This window comes from Paracoccus lutimaris (genome assembly GCF_003337565.1).
GTDB lineage: Bacteria > Pseudomonadota > Alphaproteobacteria > Rhodobacterales > Rhodobacteraceae > Paracoccus > Paracoccus lutimaris.
Genome location: NZ_QPJL01000011.1, coordinates 98,881 through 116,644, shown reverse-complemented (window position 1 = coordinate 116,644; position 17,764 = coordinate 98,881). Strand labels below are relative to the sequence as shown.

At 65.8% G+C, this 17,764-nt stretch carries 21 protein-coding genes; 8 read left to right on the top strand and 13 right to left on the bottom strand.

Annotated elements, in window-relative coordinates; all coding sequences use genetic code 11:
• Positions 1–88: 88 nt before the first annotated feature.
• The 5 genes from DFP89_RS11795 to DFP89_RS11775 all read left to right on the top strand — a co-directional run bounded on the left by DFP89_RS11795 (position 89) and on the right by DFP89_RS11775 (position 4,652).
• A complete protein-coding gene (locus DFP89_RS11795) occupies positions 89–1,105 on the top strand; it encodes a GAF domain-containing protein (protein ID WP_114349584.1) in 1,017 nt (338 codons plus the stop codon).
• Positions 1,106–1,213: 108 nt separating this feature from the next.
• Positions 1,214–2,740 carry an aldehyde dehydrogenase gene (adh, locus tag DFP89_RS11790; RefSeq protein ID WP_114349583.1) on the top strand — a complete coding sequence of 509 codons (1,527 nt, stop codon included), beginning with the start codon at positions 1,214–1,216 and terminating at the stop codon, positions 2,738–2,740.
• A 92-nt stretch (positions 2,741–2,832) separates the two neighbouring features.
• Positions 2,833–3,867 (top strand): alcohol dehydrogenase AdhP, encoded by a 1,035-nt coding sequence (gene adhP / locus DFP89_RS11785; RefSeq protein WP_114349582.1) that lies wholly within the window; start codon positions 2,833–2,835, stop codon positions 3,865–3,867.
• A 17-nt stretch (positions 3,868–3,884) separates the two neighbouring features.
• Positions 3,885–4,220 (top strand): DUF779 domain-containing protein, encoded by a 336-nt coding sequence (locus DFP89_RS11780; RefSeq protein WP_114349581.1) that lies wholly within the window; start codon positions 3,885–3,887, stop codon positions 4,218–4,220.
• 126 nt (positions 4,221–4,346) lie between these two features.
• On the top strand, positions 4,347–4,652 hold the full coding sequence (locus DFP89_RS11775; protein ID WP_114349580.1) for a putative quinol monooxygenase: 306 nt from the start codon (positions 4,347–4,349) through the stop codon (positions 4,650–4,652).
• Between the two features lie 37 nt (positions 4,653–4,689).
• Here the strand turns inward: DFP89_RS11775 and DFP89_RS20140 are convergent, their stop codons facing one another.
• The 10 genes from DFP89_RS20140 to DFP89_RS11725 all read right to left on the bottom strand — a co-directional run bounded on the left by DFP89_RS20140 (position 4,690) and on the right by DFP89_RS11725 (position 11,942).
• Positions 4,690–5,088 carry a hypothetical protein gene (locus DFP89_RS20140; RefSeq protein ID WP_147273308.1) on the bottom strand — a complete coding sequence of 133 codons (399 nt, stop codon included), beginning with the start codon at positions 5,086–5,088 and terminating at the stop codon, positions 4,690–4,692.
• 77 nt (positions 5,089–5,165) lie between these two features.
• Positions 5,166–5,321, bottom strand: a complete 156-nt coding sequence (locus DFP89_RS11765) for a Trm112 family protein (protein WP_114349612.1) — start codon at positions 5,319–5,321, stop codon at positions 5,166–5,168.
• 41 nt (positions 5,322–5,362) lie between these two features.
• Positions 5,363–6,001, bottom strand: coding sequence for an LON peptidase substrate-binding domain-containing protein (locus DFP89_RS11760; protein WP_114349578.1), 639 nt, complete (start codon positions 5,999–6,001; stop codon positions 5,363–5,365).
• Between the two features lie 3 nt (positions 6,002–6,004).
• A complete protein-coding gene (locus DFP89_RS11755; RefSeq protein WP_114349577.1) occupies positions 6,005–6,916 on the bottom strand; it encodes a thioredoxin family protein in 912 nt (303 codons plus the stop codon).
• 61 nt (positions 6,917–6,977) lie between these two features.
• On the bottom strand, positions 6,978–7,262 hold the full coding sequence (locus DFP89_RS11750) for a hypothetical protein (RefSeq protein ID WP_245948685.1): 285 nt from the start codon (positions 7,260–7,262) through the stop codon (positions 6,978–6,980).
• Positions 7,262–8,308, bottom strand: a complete 1,047-nt coding sequence (locus DFP89_RS11745; RefSeq protein WP_114349576.1) for a hypothetical protein — start codon at positions 8,306–8,308, stop codon at positions 7,262–7,264. The genes DFP89_RS11750 and DFP89_RS11745 overlap by 1 nt, the downstream gene beginning before the upstream one ends.
• The gene (locus DFP89_RS11740) at positions 8,305–8,697 is read right to left on the bottom strand and encodes a DUF4383 domain-containing protein (RefSeq protein WP_114349575.1); all 393 of its coding nucleotides are present in this window, start codon (positions 8,695–8,697) and stop codon (positions 8,305–8,307) included. The genes DFP89_RS11745 and DFP89_RS11740 overlap by 4 nt, the downstream gene beginning before the upstream one ends.
• A complete protein-coding gene (locus DFP89_RS11735; RefSeq protein ID WP_114349574.1) occupies positions 8,697–10,175 on the bottom strand; it encodes an FAD-binding oxidoreductase in 1,479 nt (492 codons plus the stop codon). Before DFP89_RS11735 ends, DFP89_RS11740 begins: the two co-directional genes overlap by 1 nt.
• Before the next feature lies 1 nt (position 10,176).
• Positions 10,177–10,962, bottom strand: coding sequence for an exodeoxyribonuclease III (locus tag DFP89_RS11730; protein ID WP_114349573.1), 786 nt, complete (start codon positions 10,960–10,962; stop codon positions 10,177–10,179).
• A gap of 293 nt (positions 10,963–11,255) precedes the next feature.
• Positions 11,256–11,942 carry a response regulator transcription factor gene (locus tag DFP89_RS11725; RefSeq protein ID WP_114349572.1) on the bottom strand — a complete coding sequence of 229 codons (687 nt, stop codon included), beginning with the start codon at positions 11,940–11,942 and terminating at the stop codon, positions 11,256–11,258.
• Positions 11,943–12,075: 133 nt separating this feature from the next.
• On the opposite strand from DFP89_RS11725, the gene ribA reads away from it, so the two are divergent.
• Complete coding sequence (gene ribA, locus DFP89_RS11720; protein ID WP_114349571.1) at positions 12,076–13,137, top strand: GTP cyclohydrolase II; 1,062 nt, start codon at positions 12,076–12,078, stop codon at positions 13,135–13,137.
• Positions 13,134–13,670 carry a L,D-transpeptidase family protein gene (locus tag DFP89_RS11715; RefSeq protein WP_181870319.1) on the top strand — a complete coding sequence of 179 codons (537 nt, stop codon included), beginning with the start codon at positions 13,134–13,136 and terminating at the stop codon, positions 13,668–13,670. Before ribA ends, DFP89_RS11715 begins: the two co-directional genes overlap by 4 nt.
• On the opposite strand, the gene DFP89_RS11710 is transcribed toward DFP89_RS11715, so the two are convergent.
• Positions 13,667–14,764, bottom strand: coding sequence for a THUMP domain-containing class I SAM-dependent RNA methyltransferase (locus DFP89_RS11710; RefSeq protein WP_245948694.1), 1,098 nt, complete (start codon positions 14,762–14,764; stop codon positions 13,667–13,669). The two genes, DFP89_RS11715 and DFP89_RS11710, sit on opposite strands and share 4 nt — an antisense overlap.
• 279 nt (positions 14,765–15,043) lie before the next feature.
• Between DFP89_RS11710 and DFP89_RS11705 the strand changes: the two genes are divergently transcribed.
• Positions 15,044–15,838: a VOC family protein gene (locus DFP89_RS11705; protein ID WP_114349569.1), complete on the top strand. Its 795-nt coding sequence runs from the start codon at positions 15,044–15,046 to the stop codon at positions 15,836–15,838.
• 60 nt (positions 15,839–15,898) lie between these two features.
• Here the strand turns inward: DFP89_RS11705 and DFP89_RS11700 are convergent, their stop codons facing one another.
• Both DFP89_RS11700 and DFP89_RS11695 read right to left on the bottom strand, forming a co-directional pair.
• Positions 15,899–16,687 (bottom strand): metallophosphoesterase family protein, encoded by a 789-nt coding sequence (locus DFP89_RS11700; protein WP_114349568.1) that lies wholly within the window; start codon positions 16,685–16,687, stop codon positions 15,899–15,901.
• Positions 16,684–17,649, bottom strand: coding sequence for a diacylglycerol/lipid kinase family protein (locus DFP89_RS11695; RefSeq protein ID WP_114349567.1), 966 nt, complete (start codon positions 17,647–17,649; stop codon positions 16,684–16,686). The genes DFP89_RS11700 and DFP89_RS11695 overlap by 4 nt, the downstream gene beginning before the upstream one ends.
• Between the last annotated feature and the right edge of the window lie 115 nt (positions 17,650–17,764).

Below are 17,764 nucleotides of genomic sequence, written 5' to 3'. Positions count from 1 at the left end.
TTGATCCCCGAAAACCCCCGGTCCGAAAGGCCGGGGGTTTTCACTTCTCCGCCTGTCGGGAAAGCTTTGCTTGCCGGATGGCCCCGCCATGGTGATAATCCCGCCATCGCGTAAGGAAGGGGAGAAGGCCTTGCCCGACATCCGCCACGAGGATCGCGTCGCGCAGGCGTCGCATTCCCCGGCTGCCGTCACCCGGCTGGCCGCAAGCTGGCGTCGCTCGATGGTCAAGCACGGGTTGGACCCGGGCCGCCCGCCGCAGCTGCGCCGCCTGACCGCGCCGGAACTGGCCAGCCGCAGCGCACGTCTGGACGAGTTTCTGGCCATCGCCCGCCCGCAACTGGACCAGCTTTTCCAGCTTGTCTGCCCAACCGGCTGCAATGTGCTGCTGACCGATGCGGCCGGGATCGTGCTGGAACATCGCGTCAATGCATCCGACGCCGCGACCTTTCGCACCTGGGGGCTGTGGCAGGGCACCGACTGGTCCGAAGAGGCCGAGGGCACCAACGGCATCGGCACCTGTCTGGCCGAGGGGCGGCAGGTCACCATCCATCGCGACGAACATTTCTATGCCCGCAACACCGGCCTTTCCTGCATGGACGCGCCGATCTGGGGGCCGGACGGGCGGCTTCTGGGGGCGCTGGATGTCAGCTCGGCCCGGGCCGACCATACCGAACGCTGGAACGGGCTGATCGCGGCGCAAGTCAACCAGAGCGCCCGGCAGATCGAGGCCGCGTTCTTTCGCGCCTCGTTCCCCGGCGCACGCATCATCAGCGCCCAGACCGGCGAGGCCGACGACGCGCTGCTGCTGGTCGCGGTGGACAAGGACGATCTGGCCATCGGCGCCAACCGCGCCGCCCGCCGCGCCTACGGTCTGGAAAAAGAGGGCAAGCTGCGGCCCCGCCCGGCCTCGGATCTGTTTGGCCGCGAGGACGAGGTCACCGGCTTTGAAAAAGCCGAGCGCGCCGCCGTGATTCGGGCGCTGGCGCGGGCCGAGGGGAATGTCTCGGCCGCCGCCCGCGCGCTGGGTGTGGGGCGCGCGACGCTGTACCGGCGGATGCAGCGGCTGGGGATTTCGGAAAATCCGGGCAGACTGTCTCAGGGCTGAAACACATTCCGCACTGCGGCATGGATGGCGCGTTGATTTGCATGCCCCCCCGCCGCACCCTTCTGACAGAGCCGGCGGGAGGAGCTGGCCGCGACAGGAGGATGTACAATGCCGAATGACCAGACGCATGTTTTCAAAGGCGTCAACAGCCTGCCCTTTGAGGCGCGCTACGACAACTATATCGGCGGTGAATGGGTCGCCCCGAAATCGGGCAAGTATTTCACCAATACCACGCCCATCACCGGCGCCGAGATCGGCCAGATCGCCCGTTCGAACGCCGAGGACATCGAGGCGGCACTGGACGCCGCCCATGCGGTCAAGGATCGCTGGGGCCACACCTCGCCGGCCGAGCGCGGCAATATCCTGCTGAAGATCGCCGACCGGATGGAAGCCAATCTTGAGCTGCTGGCGACCGCCGAAACCTGGGACAACGGCAAGCCGATCCGCGAGACCATGGCCGCCGACGTGCCGCTGGCCATCGACCATTTCCGCTATTTCGCCGGAGTGCTGCGCGCGCAGGAGGGCGGCATTTCCGAAATCGACGCCGACACCATCGCCTATCACTTCCATGAGCCGCTGGGCGTCGTCGGCCAGATCATCCCGTGGAACTTTCCGCTGCTGATGGCCTGCTGGAAACTGGCGCCTGCCCTGGCCGCCGGCAACTGCGTGGTCATCAAACCGGCCGAACAGACCCCGGCCAGCATCATGGTCTGGGTCGGCCTGATCGGCGATCTGCTGCCGCCGGGCGTCTTGAACGTCGTCAACGGCTTCGGCCTTGAGGCCGGAAAGCCGCTGGCCTCGAACCCGCGCATCTCGAAGATCGCCTTTACCGGCGAAACCACCACCGGCCGGCTGATCATGCAATATGCCGCCGAAAACCTGATCCCGGTGACGCTGGAGCTGGGCGGCAAATCCCCCAACATCTTCTTTGCCGATGTCGCCCGCGAGGATGACGACTTCTTCGACAAGGCGCTGGAAGGCTTTGCCATGTTCGCGCTGAACCAGGGCGAGGTCTGCACCTGCCCCTCGCGCGTGCTGATCCAGGAATCGATCTATGACAAGTTCATGGAGCGCGCGGTGAAGCGCGTGCAGGCGATCACGCAGGGCGACCCGCGCGACGCCGCCACCATGATCGGCGCGCAGGCCTCCAGCGAGCAAAAGGAAAAGATCCTTTCCTATCTGGATATCGGCCGCAAAGAGGGCGCCGAGGTCCTGACCGGCGGCAAGGCGGCCGATCTGGGCGGCGAGCTGTCGGGCGGCTATTACATCGAGCCGACGATCTTCCGCGGCCATAACAAGATGCGGATCTTCCAAGAGGAAATCTTTGGCCCGGTGGTGTCGGTCACGACCTTCAAGACCGCCGAGGACGCGCTGGAAATCGCCAATGACACGCTTTACGGCCTTGGCGCCGGGCTGTGGTCGCGCGATGGCAATACCTGCTATCGCATGGGCCGCGCGATCAAGGCCGGCCGGGTCTGGACCAACTGCTATCACGCCTATCCCGCGCATGCGGCCTTCGGCGGCTACAAGCAGTCGGGGATCGGGCGCGAAAACCACAAGATGATGCTCGACCACTATCAGCAGACCAAGAACATGCTGGTCAGCTATTCGGCCAAGAAACTCGGGTTCTTCTGATCCCGGCCGGGATGCCGGGGCGGCCACCATGGCCCCGGCATCCCCCCTGCCTTTCCATATTACCCCCCACCTATTTTTCAGGAGTTTACGGCATGGCGAAAACCATGAAGGCCGCTGTTGTCCGCGAGTTTGGAAAACCGCTCAGCATTGACGAGGTGCCGATCCCCGAGCCGGGTCCGGGCATGATCCAGGTCGCCATTCAGGCCTCGGGCGTGTGCCATACCGACCTGCACGCCGCCGAGGGCGACTGGCCGGTGAAACCCAACCCGCCCTTTATTCCGGGGCATGAGGGCGTGGGCTATGTCTCGGCCGTGGGCGCCGGCGTCAAGCACGTCAAGGAAGGCGACCGCGTCGGCGTGCCGTGGCTTTACACCGCCTGCGGCTGCTGCCGTCACTGCCTTGGCGGCTGGGAAACGCTGTGCGAGCAGCAGCAGAATACCGGCTATTCGGTGAATGGCGGCTTTGCCGATTATGTCGTCGCCGACCCGAACTATGTCGGCCACCTGCCCAAGAACATCGGTTTTCTGGAAATCGCCCCGGTGCTTTGCGCGGGCGTCACCGTCTACAAGGGCCTGAAAGTCACCGACACCAAGCCCGGCGACTGGGTGGTGATCTCGGGCATCGGCGGTCTGGGCCATATGGCGGTGCAATACGCCAAAGCCATGGGCATGAACGTTGCCGCCGTCGATATCGACGATGAAAAGCTGGCCTTTGCCCGCAAGCTGGGCGCGACGGTGACCGTGAACGCCGCAACCGACCCCAACCCCGCCGCCACCATCAAGCGCGAGACCGATGGCGGCGCGCAAGGTGCGCTGGTCACCGCCGTCGGCCGCAAGGCGTTCGAGCAGGCCATCGGCATGGTCGCGCGCGGCGGCACCGTGGCGCTGAACGGGTTGCCTCCGGGCGATTTCCCGCTGGATATCTTTGGCATGGTGCTGAACGGAATCACGGTGCGCGGCTCGATCGTGGGCACGCGGCTGGATCTGCAGGAATCGCTGGATTTCGCCGGTCAGGGCAAGGTCAAGGCCACGGTGCAAAGCGCGAAACTGGAAGACATCAACGATATCTTTGCCAAGATGCACAAAGGCCAGATCGAGGGGCGCATGGTCCTTGATCTGACCGCCTGACCCAAAGGAGACAGCACATGGACGAACCCCTTGTCGAGGCCACCCCCGCCGCATTGGCGCTCTTGGCCGAGATCGTCGCGGATCATGGGCCGGTGATGTTTCACCAGTCCGGCGGCTGCTGCGACGGGTCCTCGCCCATGTGCTATGCCCAAGGCGATTTCCGTCTGGGCGAGCGCGACGTGAAGCTGGGCGAGATCGGCGGCATGCCCTTTTACATCTCGGCCAGCCAATACGAGGTCTGGAAAAATACCCGGCTGATCATCGACGCCATCCCCGGACGCGGCGGCATGTTCAGTCTGGATAACGGCCGCGAAATGCGGTTTCTGACGCGGTCCGAGATCTGCCAGATCTGACCGCGGACCTGCGGGCGCGCCGCCTTCCCCCCGCTTGCAGCGCGCCCGCCGTTTCCCGCCACCTTCCCGGATTGACAGCATGCGGCGCGGCTGAAACCCTGCGCCATAGCTGAACGGTGGGATGCGATGGACGACGAAAAACCTGCACTGACGACCGGAAAGCTGCGCCTGAGCGGCCTTCTGACCTGCGCCTCGGCGGCCGAGGCCGCGATCGTGCATCAATACCTGCCCGAACATATCCGCCTGAGCCGCGCCGAGCCGGGCTGCCTGTCCTTTGACGTCACCCAAAGCGATGACCCGATGATCTGGCGCGTCGAGGAATGCTTTGCCGATCAGACCGCCTTTGACGCCCATCAGGTGCGGACGCGGGCCTCGGAATGGTGGCGCGCCTCGGCGGGGATCCGGCGGGATTTCAGCATCCGCATCGCCTAGCCGCGCCCGATCTGCGCGCACCGGGACAAGGCAGCCGTCACATACTGAAATCGCCAGGTGACGGATCGCGCTCTTGGTCGATCAGCCGCCGGGCTTTGTCCGCATCGGGATAACATTCGCCGGCAATCCGGATTTCATCCTTGCTCAAAGGGTCGCGATCAAGCTTCGAAAGCCAAGTTGCGAACGCGCGCTCATCACTGTTTTTCGCCGGATTTTCGACAGAGCCAAAGTCCCGGGACACGGGTTCGTTCTCTTTCCGCCCGGGCGTCGGACTGAGGGATGAATGGGCTACGTCTTCGCCATCCGCGCCGCCCTCCTCGTCCCGAGCCTCCTCGTCTCGGCCTTCTTCATCTTGCTCGTCGGTCTTGCGAACGAAGCCATCGGGCGAGTTTCCGATCGGCTTGCGGGGGGCTTCACTATGCGGTCTCTTCGTCATTCCAGTGCCTCCACGATGGTATATTCCCCGATGAAACTTGCCGCAGGCCGTGCAGAGGCAGGTCCCACCCACCCCCCTCACGCCTTGATCTGGCGTGCCTCGTTCAGCAGCATGATCGGGATGCCGTCGCGGATCGGGAAGGCCAGACCGGCGGTCTCGGAAATCAGCTCCTGCGCGCGGGCGTCATAGCGCAGGGTCGCATGGCTGACCGGGCAGACCAGCGCCTCGAGCATATGGCGGTCAAAGCCGCGATCTTGCGTTTCGGGGGTCTCGCTCACTGGATCGTCTCCTCATTGTCGCCGCCGCGCAGCGCATATTCCATCAACCCGTCCAGAAGCACACGCCGCTCAAAAAGTGTCTGGCATTCCAGCAGGGCCTGCTTTTCCTCGGGGGCAAGGGGCAAGAGCATTGCCAGCGCATTCACCAATGTCTCGTCATCGGACGCCTCGGCCGAGGTCCAGTCGGTCGTCAGCCCGCGCAGCTCCATATAGCGCGACAACCGCGCCATGAAGGTGGAACGGACAAAACCCTGATCTTCCTCGGGCTGGGCAAGCAGGTCGGAATCATAGCCCGTCCAGCTGACCTGCGCGCGCAGATAGGGGGTAAAGCCCGGCTGCACCTCGCTCAGCCGGAAACGCGAACGCGCCTTGAGCGAGATCATCAGCCGCCCGTCATCCATTTCGGAAAAAGCCACGATCCGCCCCGCGCAGCCGACCGCCGCCAGCGAATCGAGCCCCGCCACCGCCGGCTGGATCATCCCGATCAGCCGGCCGGGCGTCTTCAGCACGTCCTCGACCAACTGCAGATAGCGCGGCTCGAAGATCTGCAAGGGCAGGCGCGTGCGCGGCATCAGGACCGCACCCGGCAGCGGGAACAGCGCAATCGTCTCGGGCAGGTCGGGGCCGCGCGACATGGCTCAGGCAAAGATCAGCGACGACAGCCGCCGGCGGCCTTTTTGCGCAATCGGATCGGTCGGTTTCAGCGCATCGAAAATGGTGATGAGCTGGGTTTTCGCCGCGCTCTCGTTCCAGTCGCGATCACGGCGGAAGGATTCCAGCAGCTGGTCGATGGCCGCCTCGACCTCGCCCGCCGCATGCAGTGCGGTGGCATAGTCGAACCGCGCCTGCTGGTCGGCGGGGTCAGCCTCGACCTTGTGGCGCAGATCGTCCAGCGGGCCGGCATTCTCGGCCTGACGCGCCAGTTGCAACTGGGCGCGGGCGGCCTCGACCGGGGCGGCGCCGGCAACGGCGGCAGGAATCTGCGCCAGTGCCTCGGCGGCCTGATCGGGCTGTCCGGCAGCCAGATGGGCGCGGATCAGACCGCCCCAGGCCTGCGCGTTTTCCGGCTCTTCGCCAAGGATGGCGGCAAAGGTTTCGGCGGCGTCTTCGGCCGCGCCTTCGGCCAGCATGGCCTCGGCGGCGTCAAGCGCCTCGGCCAGACCGCCATCGTCACCCCCCAGAGCCACCAGCTTTTCGACGAATTGCTTGATCTGGCTGGCCGGGACCGCGCCCTGGAATGCATCGACCGGCTGGCCCTGGAAGAACGCATAGACGGTGGGGATCGACTGCACGCGAAGCTGACCCGCGATCATCTGGTTTTCGTCCACGTTGATCTTGGCCATGCGGACACGGCCCTTGTGGCGGGCGACCTCGGCCTCAAGCTGGGGGCCCAGGGTCTTGCACGGGCCGCACCACGGCGCCCAGAAATCGACGATCACCGGAACCGTCATCGAGGCGTCGATGACATCGGCCATGAATGTCGCCTCGGTCACGTCCTTGATGATATCGGCGGGGGCCTTGTCGGTGGGGGCGGAGCCAAGCTCAAGCATCGGAATTCCTCATTCGGGCGGGTTGTCCCCTAGATGGAGCAGGGATTGCGACGATGCAAGGTCAGCGGCGATCACGGCGCGGATCGACGCAAAGCGGCAGGCCCGCCGGCAGGACCAGAACCGCACCCGCCGCGTAAAGCTGGCGCGCGCCCGCCCCTGTGACGGTCACGCCAAACCGCCCCGAGGCATCGACCAGCCGCGCCGATTCGGGCAGGCGCGTCAGAAAGTCACGCCCCGGCAGCAGCACCAGCGCCGCCGGCGCCGCGCCGGGAATGAACATGCCGCCCGCCATCAGCGCCAGCCAGCCAAGGGCCACGGCCAACGCATATGCGGCCAGCCGCGCCATCAGTAATCGTGGATATGTTCAAGCCGCGCGCCGCTGTCGCCCAAGCCGCGCAGGGTCGCGGAAAGCTCGGGCACCTTGACCGTGATCAGGTGGCGAAAATCCGCGCTGCCCTGCAACGGAAAGGTAAAGACGGCGCCGGGATGGTCGGGATCGGGGCTGATCGCGGTCAGCAGGATATCGTCATTTCCGGCGATCTCGACCATCTGGCCGCGCTGATCGGCGATACGCTCAAGGATATGGGTCAGGGCGCGATAGCGGGGGGTCTCGATCTCGATCCCCTCGGGGCGGCGCTGGATGACCTTGACGCCGGGAATGGCGGCCAGCGCCTCGGGGGTGATGCCCGCGACCACGGCGCGCAGGGTCAGCGCATCCTGCCCCGTTGCCGCCACCGCCCCGGCGATCATCCCGGCGTAAGCGGCCTTGGCCCGGTATTCCAGACCCAAAGCCAGCCGCCGTTCGCGGTCGCGCAGATCGCTGCCTGCCGCAGCATCCAGCGCCTGCGCATCGCTGCGGAAATCCCACAGATACCATGGCGTCTGCTGCAGAAAGGCCGCGTATTCGGCGGCCTGTTCCGCCGACAGCCGGTCCAGCGCGCTGTGACCCGGCCCGCGCGCCCATGTCGCAACGCGGCCCAGCGTTTCCTCATAGGCAGCCTTCAGCGCCATCTCGGCGGAGAAGCTGATACCGATGGTATAAAGCGTCATCTTGGATTCGGTGGTAAAGCCGCCATGCTCATCCGCCAGCGCGGTCAGCGGGCAAAGCGAGGACCAAAAGCCCGAGATCGCCTGAACATAGCCGAAATCATGCGGATCGGCCTTGGCGATCACGCGGGCATAATCCTCATAGGCATGGACGATGTGCCATTCGGGATAGGTGGTGAAGGTGCGTTCCTCGGGCCGGGTCTGGCTGACGATGGGCTCGTGGTCCTGCGGCAGGGGCGTGCCCCGGCACATGGTTTCATTGCGCAGAACCGGCAGCGCCAGCAGGACGGCGACCAGCAGGACCGCCAGAAAAAGTCGCCTCGTCCAGCGCCAGAGAAAGCTCATTTCCGCAGTCCCGCCGCCAGCGCGACACCCCCCAGCAGGATATGCGGCCCGCTGGCAAGGATCTTGAAGCCGAAGGGCAGGTCAAGCACCCCGTAATTGACGATCCCCAGATCCAGAAAACCCGAGCCGGTCCACAGCCCCAAAAGCCCGTCCAGCAGATAGAGCGCCCCGAAGATGCGCAGGAAATTCCGCGCCGCGCGGGTCGAGACCAGCGCCGCCGCCAAGGCCCACAACCCCGAGGCCAGATGCAGCAGGTCGTCAAAGACATCCAGCGCGAAGACGCCAAAGACGCGGCCTTCGGCATCAGTCAGCCCCGGCACATAGTTCAGCGCCGCCGCCGCGAAAAGGATCAGCGCATAGACCAGCGCCAGCTTGCGGTGAAATCCCATCAGACCCCCAGATAATTGTCCCAAAGCGCATTGCGCAGCACCAGACCCGGGTCCAGCTCGCGCTTGCGGGCCGCGAATTGGGCGGCGCGCGGATAGGCGCGGTGGAACTGGTCGGGCCGTGCATGCGGGCGATAGGGCAGGTAATAGCTGCCGCCAATGGCGATCATGCCCTCGATCATGTCGCGGGTCAGGCGGGCCATGTCGGCCTCGGCCCGCGCGGACATTTCCTGACTGAAGGACATCACCGCCGCCAGGCGCGGCACCGGCGCATAGCTCAGCCAGCTTTCGGGATCGGCGGCGACATGGCGAATGGTGACGTTCAGCATTTCCTGATAGCTGCCGGGGATCACCTCGCGGCAAAGCGTCAGGAAATCGTCCCAGCGCTCAGGGCTGACGAAATATTCGTGCAGGATATCGGTGCGGGTCGGATCACCGTCATCCAGCGTCGCAACCGGCTCGTTCATCAGCGAATTGCGCGTCGATCCGCCGCCAAGGTGCGGGTTCAGCCCGGCCTCGAGCCACCAGCGCGCGGCCTTGACCGGCTCGCGGTAAAGCTGGCGGCGATAGACCCATGCCGCCGCGCGCGATGCCCAACCCGAGCCCTCAGCCGGCGGCAGATCCTGTTGATCCGCATCCGGGCGATAGGCGATCATCAGCTCGTCGCGCAGGAACTCGGCCCGCGCCACCGACAGCCGGCCATAGGCCATGCTCACCGCAGGATCGGTCAGTGCCGTGGCAAAGGCATCCGCCAGGCCGCCGCCAGGCATGGTCTGGAAGGTCGGCGTCAGGCGCTGGTTCGGAGCCGCCTCGGCCTCGACCGACAGGATCAGGCCGATCAGGCCATAGCCGCCCATGGCCATGCCGAACAGATCGGGGTTTTCGCTGCGCGAGGCGGTGACGATTTCACCGTCGGGCAGCATCAGATCGATGCTGCGAACGGTTGCGCCCATCGGGCCATAGGGCACCGGCCAGCCATGGGCGTTGACCGAGAATGTCGCGGCAATGCCAAAATCATGGTTTGATTGCATGACCTTGGGCGACAGCCCGACCGGGTCCAGCGCGGCGATGATCTGCGACCAGCGCGCGCCCGCCGCCGCGCGATAGGTCCGGGCGGTGCTGTCGATCTCGATCCGGCCGCTGTCCCATGTGAGCGCGGTCCCCATGCGCGGGATGGATTGCCCGCCCATCGAATGCCGCGCGGCAGAAAGGCAGAGCGGCCGGCCCGCGCTGCGCGCCTCAGCGAGTTCGCTGCGCAGCCGGGCGATCAGCGCCGCGCCGGGGTCATCCGTCAGAACGATATGTCTAGCGACAGGCGTCGCCGAAAGCTGCGAGGCATCGTCGAGCATCTGCGCGCTGGCCACGGGTGTCAGCGCCACCCCGTCCAGAGCGCCCCGCCACGGCGCCAGCCGCGTTCCCGCGACCCAGCCCAGTGCCGCACCCGAGCCAAACAGCAATGCCCGCCGCGAGAACGCTCGCATCTTACAGATCGAAACTGGCCAGAACCGGAACGTGATCGCTGGGCTGGTCCCAGCCGCGCACCGGCCGCAGGATGCGGCTGCCATGACCGGCATTGGCGATATCGGGCGTGGCCCAGATATGATCCAGACGACGCCCCTTGTCAGCGGCGTCCCAATCCTTGGCGCGATAGCTCCACCAGCTGTAAAGCAGGCCTTCGGGGATGTCCTTGCGGGTGATATCGACCCATTTCCCGGCATCCTGAGCCGCGCCCAGATGCTCGACCTCGACCGGCGTGTGGCTGACGATTTTCAGAAGCTGCTTGTGCGACCAGACATCGTCTTCACGCGGAGCGATGTTCAAATCGCCCACGAGAATGGCCCGGGACGGATTGTCGGCATGGAAGGCGTCGCGCATCTCGGTCAGGAAATCCAGCTTTTGGCCGAATTTCTCGTTCTGCTCGCGGTCGGGAATATCGCCCCCCGCCGGGACGTAGAAGTTATGGATGGTGACGCCATTTTCCAGCCGCGCCGCAACATGGCGGGCATGGCCAAGGCTGGCATAGTCCCGGTCGCCCGCATCCTCGATGGGCAGCTTCGACAGGATGGCGACGCCGTTATAGCCCTTTTGCCCGCGCGCCACGAGATGGCGATAGCCCAGCGCAGCAAAGCCATCGACCGGGAACTTGTCGATCGGAGTCTTGATCTCCTGCAGGCACAGGATATCAGGCGCCTCTTCGGTCAGCAGGCGGGTGACCAGCGCCTCGCGCAGGCGGACCGAGTTGATGTTCCAGGTGGCGATGGTGAACATGGGCAGGCTCCTGATTGCGGGCAGAGCCTAGGGGCGAGGGGATCGCTTGTCCACCGCCGCCGGGCGGGGGCGCTTCGCCCCCCGCACCCCCCGAGGATATTTTTCCATGAAAGAATAGGGGAACGTTGCCGCCTCCGCGCCTTTCTTTCATGTCCAAATATCCCGCAGGGGGTCCGGGGGACGCGAAGTCCCCCGTGCGCCAGTGCAAACAGAAAGCCCGGCCGCCGGTTGTCCGAGGCCGGGCATGACGCGTGGCCGCATCCGCCGGCCACTGGGCTTGGGAAGGGGTCCGGTCAGGCGACCAGGCGATAGCCACCGGATTCGGTGACCAGCAATCGTGCGTTCGAGGGATCGGGCTCGATCTTCTGGCGCAGGCGATAGATATGGGTTTCCAGCGTATGGGTGGTCACGCCGGCATTATAACCCCAGACCTCGTGTAGCAGCACGTCACGCGGAACCACGCCATCCTGCGCCCGGTACAGGAACTTCAGGATATTGGTTTCCTTTTCGGTCAGGCGGATCTTGCGGTCCTTCTGATCGATCAGCATCTTCATCGCCGGCTTGAACGTATAGGGGCCAAGCTGGAAAATGGCGTCCTCGGACTGCTCATGAGTGCGCAACTGGGCGCGCAACCGTGCCAGCAGCACCGGGAACTTGAAGGGTTTGGTGATGTAGTCGTTCGCACCGCTGTCGAGGCCCAGAATGGTGTCGGCATCGGTATCGTGCCCGGTCAGCATGACGATGGGGCATTTCACGCCCTGCTTGCGCAGCCGCTTGCACAACTCGCGCCCGTCGGTGTCGGGCAGGCCCACGTCCAGCACGACCAGATCATAGATCGCACCCTTGGTCTTTTCGACCGCCTCGGCCCCGGTGCCTGCCTCGGCCACCTCGAAGTCTTCGGTGGCGGCCAGTTGCTCGGCCAGCGCCTCGCGCAGGTCTTCTTCGTCATCGACCAACAGGATCTTTTTCAGTCCGGCCATTCTTGCCTCCTTTGGCGTTATGGCGGAAACGTGAGGATGCGATGGCCTTGCGTCCAGCGTATTGCAGCAATTCTCACATGGAGTTGTCGGAAAAAGGCCCTATGTTTCAGTTTGTTTCAATTTCGCGGATGCCATGAGCCTGATCCCGACCCTGACCGAGACCCTGTCGCGCGCCCGCGCCGACCTGCGCATGGGCCTGCCCGTGGTGATCGGAGGCTATCTGGCAGCGGCGGTCGAGACGGTTTCGGCTGACCGTGTGGCGGCGATGCGTGCGCTTGGCCCGGCGGTTCTGGCGGTGACCTCGTGGCGGGCCGAGACGCTGAAGGCACGGGTCTATGACGGCGACGTGGCCCGGATCGAGGTGCCTTTGGACGCCGATCCGCGCTGGCTGCGGGCGGTCGCGGACCCGGCGGGCGATCTGATGACGCCGATGAAGGGGCCTTTGCGCAGCGCGCGCGGAGGTGACGCCCAGCCCCACCGCGCCGCCATCGCGCTGGCGAAATCGGCGCAGCTTTTGCCCGCCGTGCTGATGGTGCCGATTGCTGACGCGCCCGAGGGGCTGACGCATCTGACCGCCGGCCCCGCGCTGGCGCAGCTTGCGACCGAGGCGGCGCTGGCCCCGGTTGCCGCCGCCCGCCTGCCCTTGCTGTCGGCCGAGAATTCGAAACTGCATATCTTTCGTCCCGACAATGGCGAGGCCGAGCATTACGCCATCGAAATCGGCGCCCCGCATCGCGACCAGCCCGTGCTGGCGCGGCTGCATTCGGCCTGTTTCACCGGCGATGTTCTGGGCAGCCTGAAATGCGATTGCGGCCCGCAACTGCATGCAGCGCTGAACGCCATGGGGCAGGCGGGCGAAGGGGTGTTGCTGTATCTGAACCAAGAGGGGCGCGGCATTGGCCTTGCCAACAAGATGCGTGCCTATGCCCTGCAAAATCAGGGTTTTGACACCGTCGAGGCCAATCACCGGCTGGGGTTCGAGGATGACGAGCGTGATTTTCGCATCGGTGCCGGCATCCTGCGCAAGATGGGGTTCGGCGCCGTGCGGCTGATGACCAACAACCCGCGCAAGGTGACGATGCTGGAGGGCCACGGGATCCGCGTGGCCGAACGGGTTCCGCTGATCACCCCCCGCAACCGGCACAATACCGGCTATCTGGATGTGAAAGCGCAGAAGTCCGGGCATCTGCTATGAGACTGGTGCTGACGCCGATGGGCCTGCGCGCCGGGCGCAGGGTCATTCCCTGCAGTGTCGGGCGGGGCGGGATAAGTGCGACAAAGCGCGAAGGCGATGGCGCGACCCCCATGGGCGTGCATCGCATTCTGGGCGTGCTTTACCGGCCCGACCGGCTGATTCGGCCAAGCCCTTGGGCCGAGCCGATCCTGCCGGGGGATCTGTGGTGCGATGCATCAGGCCACCCGGATTATAACCAGCATGTCCGCGCGCCCTTTCGCCCCAGCCACGAGGCGATGCGGCGGCCTGATCCGCTTTACGATATCGTGCTGGTCACCGACTGGAACTATCCCGATGCCAGGACCGGTCTGGGTTCGGCCATATTCCTGCACCAGTGGCGGCGGCCCGGCTTTCCGACGGCGGGCTGCATCGCCATGGCACGGCGTGATCTGATCTGGCTGGCCGGGCGGGTCGCGCCCGGCGATACCCTGCTTATCCCGCCCTTGCCCCGCTGGCCCGCGCGCCTTGCCGCCCGGAGGCATGGCAAGGATTAAAGCGGCCCCGTCAGGTAAAGCCGGATCTTCAGCCCGCCATGGGCGATATAAGGTCCCGGCTCGCGGAAGGGTAAACCTGTGGCGCGGGCAAGCTGGCCGTCACTGGTGACGATGCCGACGCGCCAGCCGCCGAACTGGTTGCGCAGAACCTCGCCCATTGCGGCGTGCAGACCGAATAGCGGACCTTTATTGCCGATCCGCGCGCCATAGGGCGGGTTGATGATGACAAGGCCCGGCGGTCCCTCGGGGCGAGTCAGGTCGCTGATTGATCCCGGCTCAAACCGGGTCCAGTCCGCCAGCCCGGCGCGGATGGCGTTTTCCTGGGACATGCGGATTGCGCCTGCATCGCGGTCGCGGCCAAAGAAGCGGAGACTTGCGGGCGCGGGCGGAATGGCGGGGGCTGCGCGCATCGCCTGCCACGCAGCGTCGTCGAAATGGGCAAACTGTTCGAATGCGAAATGCCGCATCCGGCCCGGTTTCAGCCCGGCAGCGATTTCAGCCGCCTCGATCGGGAATGTGCCCGAGCCGCACATCGGGTCCAGAACCGGCTCGTCCCCGTCAAAGCCGCATTGGCGCAGGAACATCGCCGCCATGGTTTCCCGCATCGGCGCCTTGCCGACCGCCTGCTTGTGGCCACGCTTGTGCAGCGACTCGCCCGAGCTATCCAGGCTGATCGTGCACAGATCGTCCTCGATGCGGATTTTCAGTGTGACCTGCGCGTCCTCGGCGATCGGAGCGCCAAGGGTTTCGCTGATTGCAGCCTGAAACCGCTGGATGATGGCGCCGGCGTGATAGATGCGGGACTTGCGACTGGTGGCCTCGATCCGGATGGGCACGTCCGGGCGCAGCCAGTCGGCCCATGGAAACCGGCGCGCACGCTTGTCCAGTTGCGCGGGATGCATGGCGCGAAAGGCCCCGATGCGGGCCAGCACGCGGGTCGCGCCGCGGATCTCCAGATTGGCGCGCCAGACATCCGGCCAGCCGCCGGTGAAGGTCACGCCGCCGGGCTGGACCTGCGCGTCAAAGCCGCATGCGCGGGCCTCATCGGCCAAGGGGTCCTCAAGGCCCGGGGTGGCGACCAGAAAGATCTCCATCCGCGCGGGATCGGCGGCCAAAGGCGCGGCCTCGGGCGGTTGCGCGGGGCTTGCTGCGGGTTTCGCGGCTGGTTTCTGGGCAGGCTTGGGCGGGCGCTGCGGGCGGGTCTTGGGGGTCATCGGTATCCGGCGGCAAGGGTCCCGCATCATGCGCCGGGCCGCAGGCGAAGGCAATTGGCGGAAATTGTCGCCATTTCAGCGTCAGTATTCCCCGACTTTCGCCATTTCAGGACAGGCCCCGCGCGCCTATCTTGGCGGCAAGGATCACAGGAGATCATCATGGCAACGAGTGACGCCCCCCTTCAGATCGGCCGCGTCGTGCTGACCGTCAACGACCTCGGCAAGGTCGGCGATTTCTATCAGGACACTATCGGCTTACAGCGCCTGTCCGGCGATGCGGCCGGGATGGTGCTGGGCGTCGATGACGCGCCTCTTGTCGAGTTGCGCCGCGACACCGCCGCACGGTTTCGCCCTCAGGAAGCCGGGCTTTTCCACACCGCCTTTCTGTTGCCCGACCGGCGCGCGTTGGGAAGCTGGCTGCGCAGGATCGCCGAGAACCAGACCGCGCTGGACGGAGCCTCGGACCATCTGGTCAGCGAGGCAATCTATCTGCGCGACCCCGAGGGAAATGGCATCGAGGTCTATGCCGACCGGCCCCGCGACAGCTGGGACCGGAACGGCGCCGAGGTGCGGATGGACACGGTGGCGCTGAACCTGCAGGATCTGCTGGCTGCGGGACGCGACCTCTGGCGGGGCGCGCCCGAAGGCACGGTGATCGGCCATGTGCATCTGCAGGTCGGCGACGTGGCCCGGGCCGAGGATTTCTACATGAACCGGCTGGGCATGGACCGCACCGCCCATGTCTTTGGCGCCAGCTTCTTTGCCAGCGGCGGCTATCACCATCATCTGGCCGGGAATATCTGGAACAGCCGCGGCGCGGGTCCGCGCAGCGCGGATGCGACCGGGCTGTCGGAACTGGTTCTGGCGGCGGATGCCGGGGTTCTGGCGGCGCTGGGGGCGCGGGAATTCGTGGACCCCTGGGGGACGAAGATCCGCGTCGAGGGGAAGGCTTGAGCGCCGCGCCGGGGGGCTCGCCCCCCGGATCCCCGAGGATATTTCGGTGAAGAAGAAGGGCTAGAGGCTTTGCCAGATGCCGGTGCGGCGGGTGAAGCGCAGATATTCGGGGGGGCGGAAGCCCGGCTCGGACATGGGGGCGATGTGGCGTTCGACCAGAAGGTCATCGCCTTGAAAGTCCAGCACGGCGAATTCGTTCTGAAGATCCCCCGGGCGGGCGCAAAGCGCGGTGCCGGCCTGAATCTGCAAAAGGCTGCGGCCGCTTGCGCCCTGAAAGGCGCCGATCGACCAGATATGCAGATGACCGGTCAGAACGACATGGATGCCGGCGCTTTCAAAGCCTGCCAAGGCCTCGGGCGCGCCTTCGGCCAGGGCCTTGTCCACCTCGGGGCGCTGCTGCAACGGGTGGTGCAGCGCCACGATATTGACGCAGGCGGGGTCCAGCGCGCGGGTCACGCGGGCGACCTGATCGGTGCTGATCGCGCCGCGCTGCCAGGCCATCGGATCGACGCTGTTCACGCCCTGGACCCGGATATCGCCGACATGGCCGATCGGCTCAAGTGTCCGGGCAATCGCATCGCGATAGCGGCGATAGGGCCGCATGATCCTGTCGGTCAGCTTGTAAAGCGGGATGTCGTGATTGCCCGGCACCGCGATCAGCGGCGCCTCGATCCGGCGCAGAAAGGCCGCTGCCTGCGCGAATTGCGCCGAGCGGCCGCGATGGGTCAGATCGCCCGAGACCACCACCAGATCGGCACGGGCAGCATTCACCAGATCGAGCAGGGGCGCGATCAGCGTCGTGCGTTCAAGGCCGAAATGCAGGTCGGAAAGATGCAGGATGCGGGTCATGCCTTATCCTGCCCGGTGCCGGCGGCGGGAACCAGCACCTTCAGCGCATCATGCCGCACCCGGACCTCAAAGGGCGAATCCATCCAGCTTTTTTCGCCGTCATGGGCGATATATTCATGGGCGGGAGCGGCGTCGATGCGCATTTCATCGGCGCAGATCAGGTCGAAATCGGCATAGCGGGCGGTCTTGCCAAAGGCCAGCCGCAGCGCGGCGCGCACCAGCGGCCACGGCCTGCGGGCACGCGCAATCAGCAGCGCCAGATGGCCTTCGCGCACGCGGTCGGCCCCCTCAAGCCCAAAGGTTTCCAGCTGGTAGGCGCTTTTGGCGACAAAGGCGAGCGCAGTGGTGAAATGCTGTTCCTGCCCCTCGGCCCGCACGGTCAGGTGCAGGGGGTGGCGCAGGTTCCACAAAGCCGCCAGCGCCGACCAATAGGCCGCGATGCGCGAACGGCCCCAGCGCCGATAGATGCTTTCGCGGCGTTTGAGAATCTCGGGATAGGCGCCGAAGCTGATATTGTTCAGGAAGATCATGCCGTTGACCTCGCCGACATGGACGTGGCGCAGCTGCGGCGCTTCGAAGATCTTCAACGCCTCGTCGACCGTCTCGCCCGAGCCAAGATCGCGGGCGAAATAGTTGAAGGTGCCGCCGGGGATCACCGCCATGGCGACATCGGTACCGGCCAGCGCGCTGGCCACAGCCGCCTGCGTGCCGTCGCCGCCGGCGGCCACGACCAGATGGAAGCCCTCGGCCACGGCCTGCCGCGCCATGTCGCTGAGATCGGCGCCCTGTTCGATGCGGCGAATCGCGACCTCGGCGGCGCGGCCTTGCAGCGCATCCTGCAGTCGGGCCGCGATATCGCCGCCGGCCTTGCGCCCCGAACCCATGTTCACGATGACACAGACCCGCGCGCGGGACAGGTCGAACACGGCAGCATCGGGGCTTTGCGGGGGGGAATTGCGCATGCGTCCTCGGGGGTTGGCCTATCGCCAGAACATAGGTGCCAAGCGGCAAGTTCCAAGCGCCGGACCCGCAGATTGCTATACCTGACTTTTTCACTTGCCTTTCTGTGGACACTCG

What these genes read in the sequence shown, in the direction of transcription:
- DFP89_RS11745 (WP_114349576.1), bottom strand. Translation starts at nt 8,308, where the DNA reads ATGAGCTTTCTCTGGCGCTGGACGAGGCGACTTTTTCTGGCGGTCCTG.
- ribA (WP_114349571.1), top strand. Translation starts at nt 12,076, where the DNA reads ATGAGCCTGATCCCGACCCTGACCGAGACCCTGTCGCGCGCCCGCGCC.
- adhP (WP_114349582.1), top strand. Translation starts at nt 2,833, where the DNA reads ATGGCGAAAACCATGAAGGCCGCTGTTGTCCGCGAGTTTGGAAAACCG.
- DFP89_RS11695 (WP_114349567.1), bottom strand. Translation starts at nt 17,649, where the DNA reads ATGCGCAATTCCCCCCCGCAAAGCCCCGATGCTGCCGTGTTCGACCTG.
- DFP89_RS11715 (WP_181870319.1), top strand. Translation starts at nt 13,134, where the DNA reads ATGAGACTGGTGCTGACGCCGATGGGCCTGCGCGCCGGGCGCAGGGTC.
- DFP89_RS11750 (WP_245948685.1), bottom strand. Translation starts at nt 7,262, where the DNA reads ATGGCGCGGCTGGCCGCATATGCGTTGGCCGTGGCCCTTGGCTGGCTG.
- adh (WP_114349583.1), top strand. Translation starts at nt 1,214, where the DNA reads ATGCCGAATGACCAGACGCATGTTTTCAAAGGCGTCAACAGCCTGCCC.
- DFP89_RS11725 (WP_114349572.1), bottom strand. Translation starts at nt 11,942, where the DNA reads ATGGCCGGACTGAAAAAGATCCTGTTGGTCGATGACGAAGAAGACCTG.
- DFP89_RS11740 (WP_114349575.1), bottom strand. Translation starts at nt 8,697, where the DNA reads ATGGGATTTCACCGCAAGCTGGCGCTGGTCTATGCGCTGATCCTTTTC.
- DFP89_RS11705 (WP_114349569.1), top strand. Translation starts at nt 15,044, where the DNA reads ATGGCAACGAGTGACGCCCCCCTTCAGATCGGCCGCGTCGTGCTGACC.
- DFP89_RS11755 (WP_114349577.1), bottom strand. Translation starts at nt 6,916, where the DNA reads ATGCTTGAGCTTGGCTCCGCCCCCACCGACAAGGCCCCCGCCGATATC.
- DFP89_RS11730 (WP_114349573.1), bottom strand. Translation starts at nt 10,962, where the DNA reads ATGTTCACCATCGCCACCTGGAACATCAACTCGGTCCGCCTGCGCGAG.
- DFP89_RS11775 (WP_114349580.1), top strand. Translation starts at nt 4,347, where the DNA reads ATGGACGACGAAAAACCTGCACTGACGACCGGAAAGCTGCGCCTGAGC.
- DFP89_RS20140 (WP_147273308.1), bottom strand. Translation starts at nt 5,088, where the DNA reads ATGACGAAGAGACCGCATAGTGAAGCCCCCCGCAAGCCGATCGGAAAC.
- DFP89_RS11710 (WP_245948694.1), bottom strand. Translation starts at nt 14,764, where the DNA reads ATGGAGATCTTTCTGGTCGCCACCCCGGGCCTTGAGGACCCCTTGGCC.
- DFP89_RS11795 (WP_114349584.1), top strand. Translation starts at nt 89, where the DNA reads ATGGTGATAATCCCGCCATCGCGTAAGGAAGGGGAGAAGGCCTTGCCC.
- DFP89_RS11735 (WP_114349574.1), bottom strand. Translation starts at nt 10,175, where the DNA reads ATGCGAGCGTTCTCGCGGCGGGCATTGCTGTTTGGCTCGGGTGCGGCA.
- DFP89_RS11780 (WP_114349581.1), top strand. Translation starts at nt 3,885, where the DNA reads ATGGACGAACCCCTTGTCGAGGCCACCCCCGCCGCATTGGCGCTCTTG.
- DFP89_RS11700 (WP_114349568.1), bottom strand. Translation starts at nt 16,687, where the DNA reads ATGACCCGCATCCTGCATCTTTCCGACCTGCATTTCGGCCTTGAACGC.
- DFP89_RS11760 (WP_114349578.1), bottom strand. Translation starts at nt 6,001, where the DNA reads ATGTCGCGCGGCCCCGACCTGCCCGAGACGATTGCGCTGTTCCCGCTG.
- DFP89_RS11765 (WP_114349612.1), bottom strand. Translation starts at nt 5,321, where the DNA reads ATGCTCGAGGCGCTGGTCTGCCCGGTCAGCCATGCGACCCTGCGCTAT.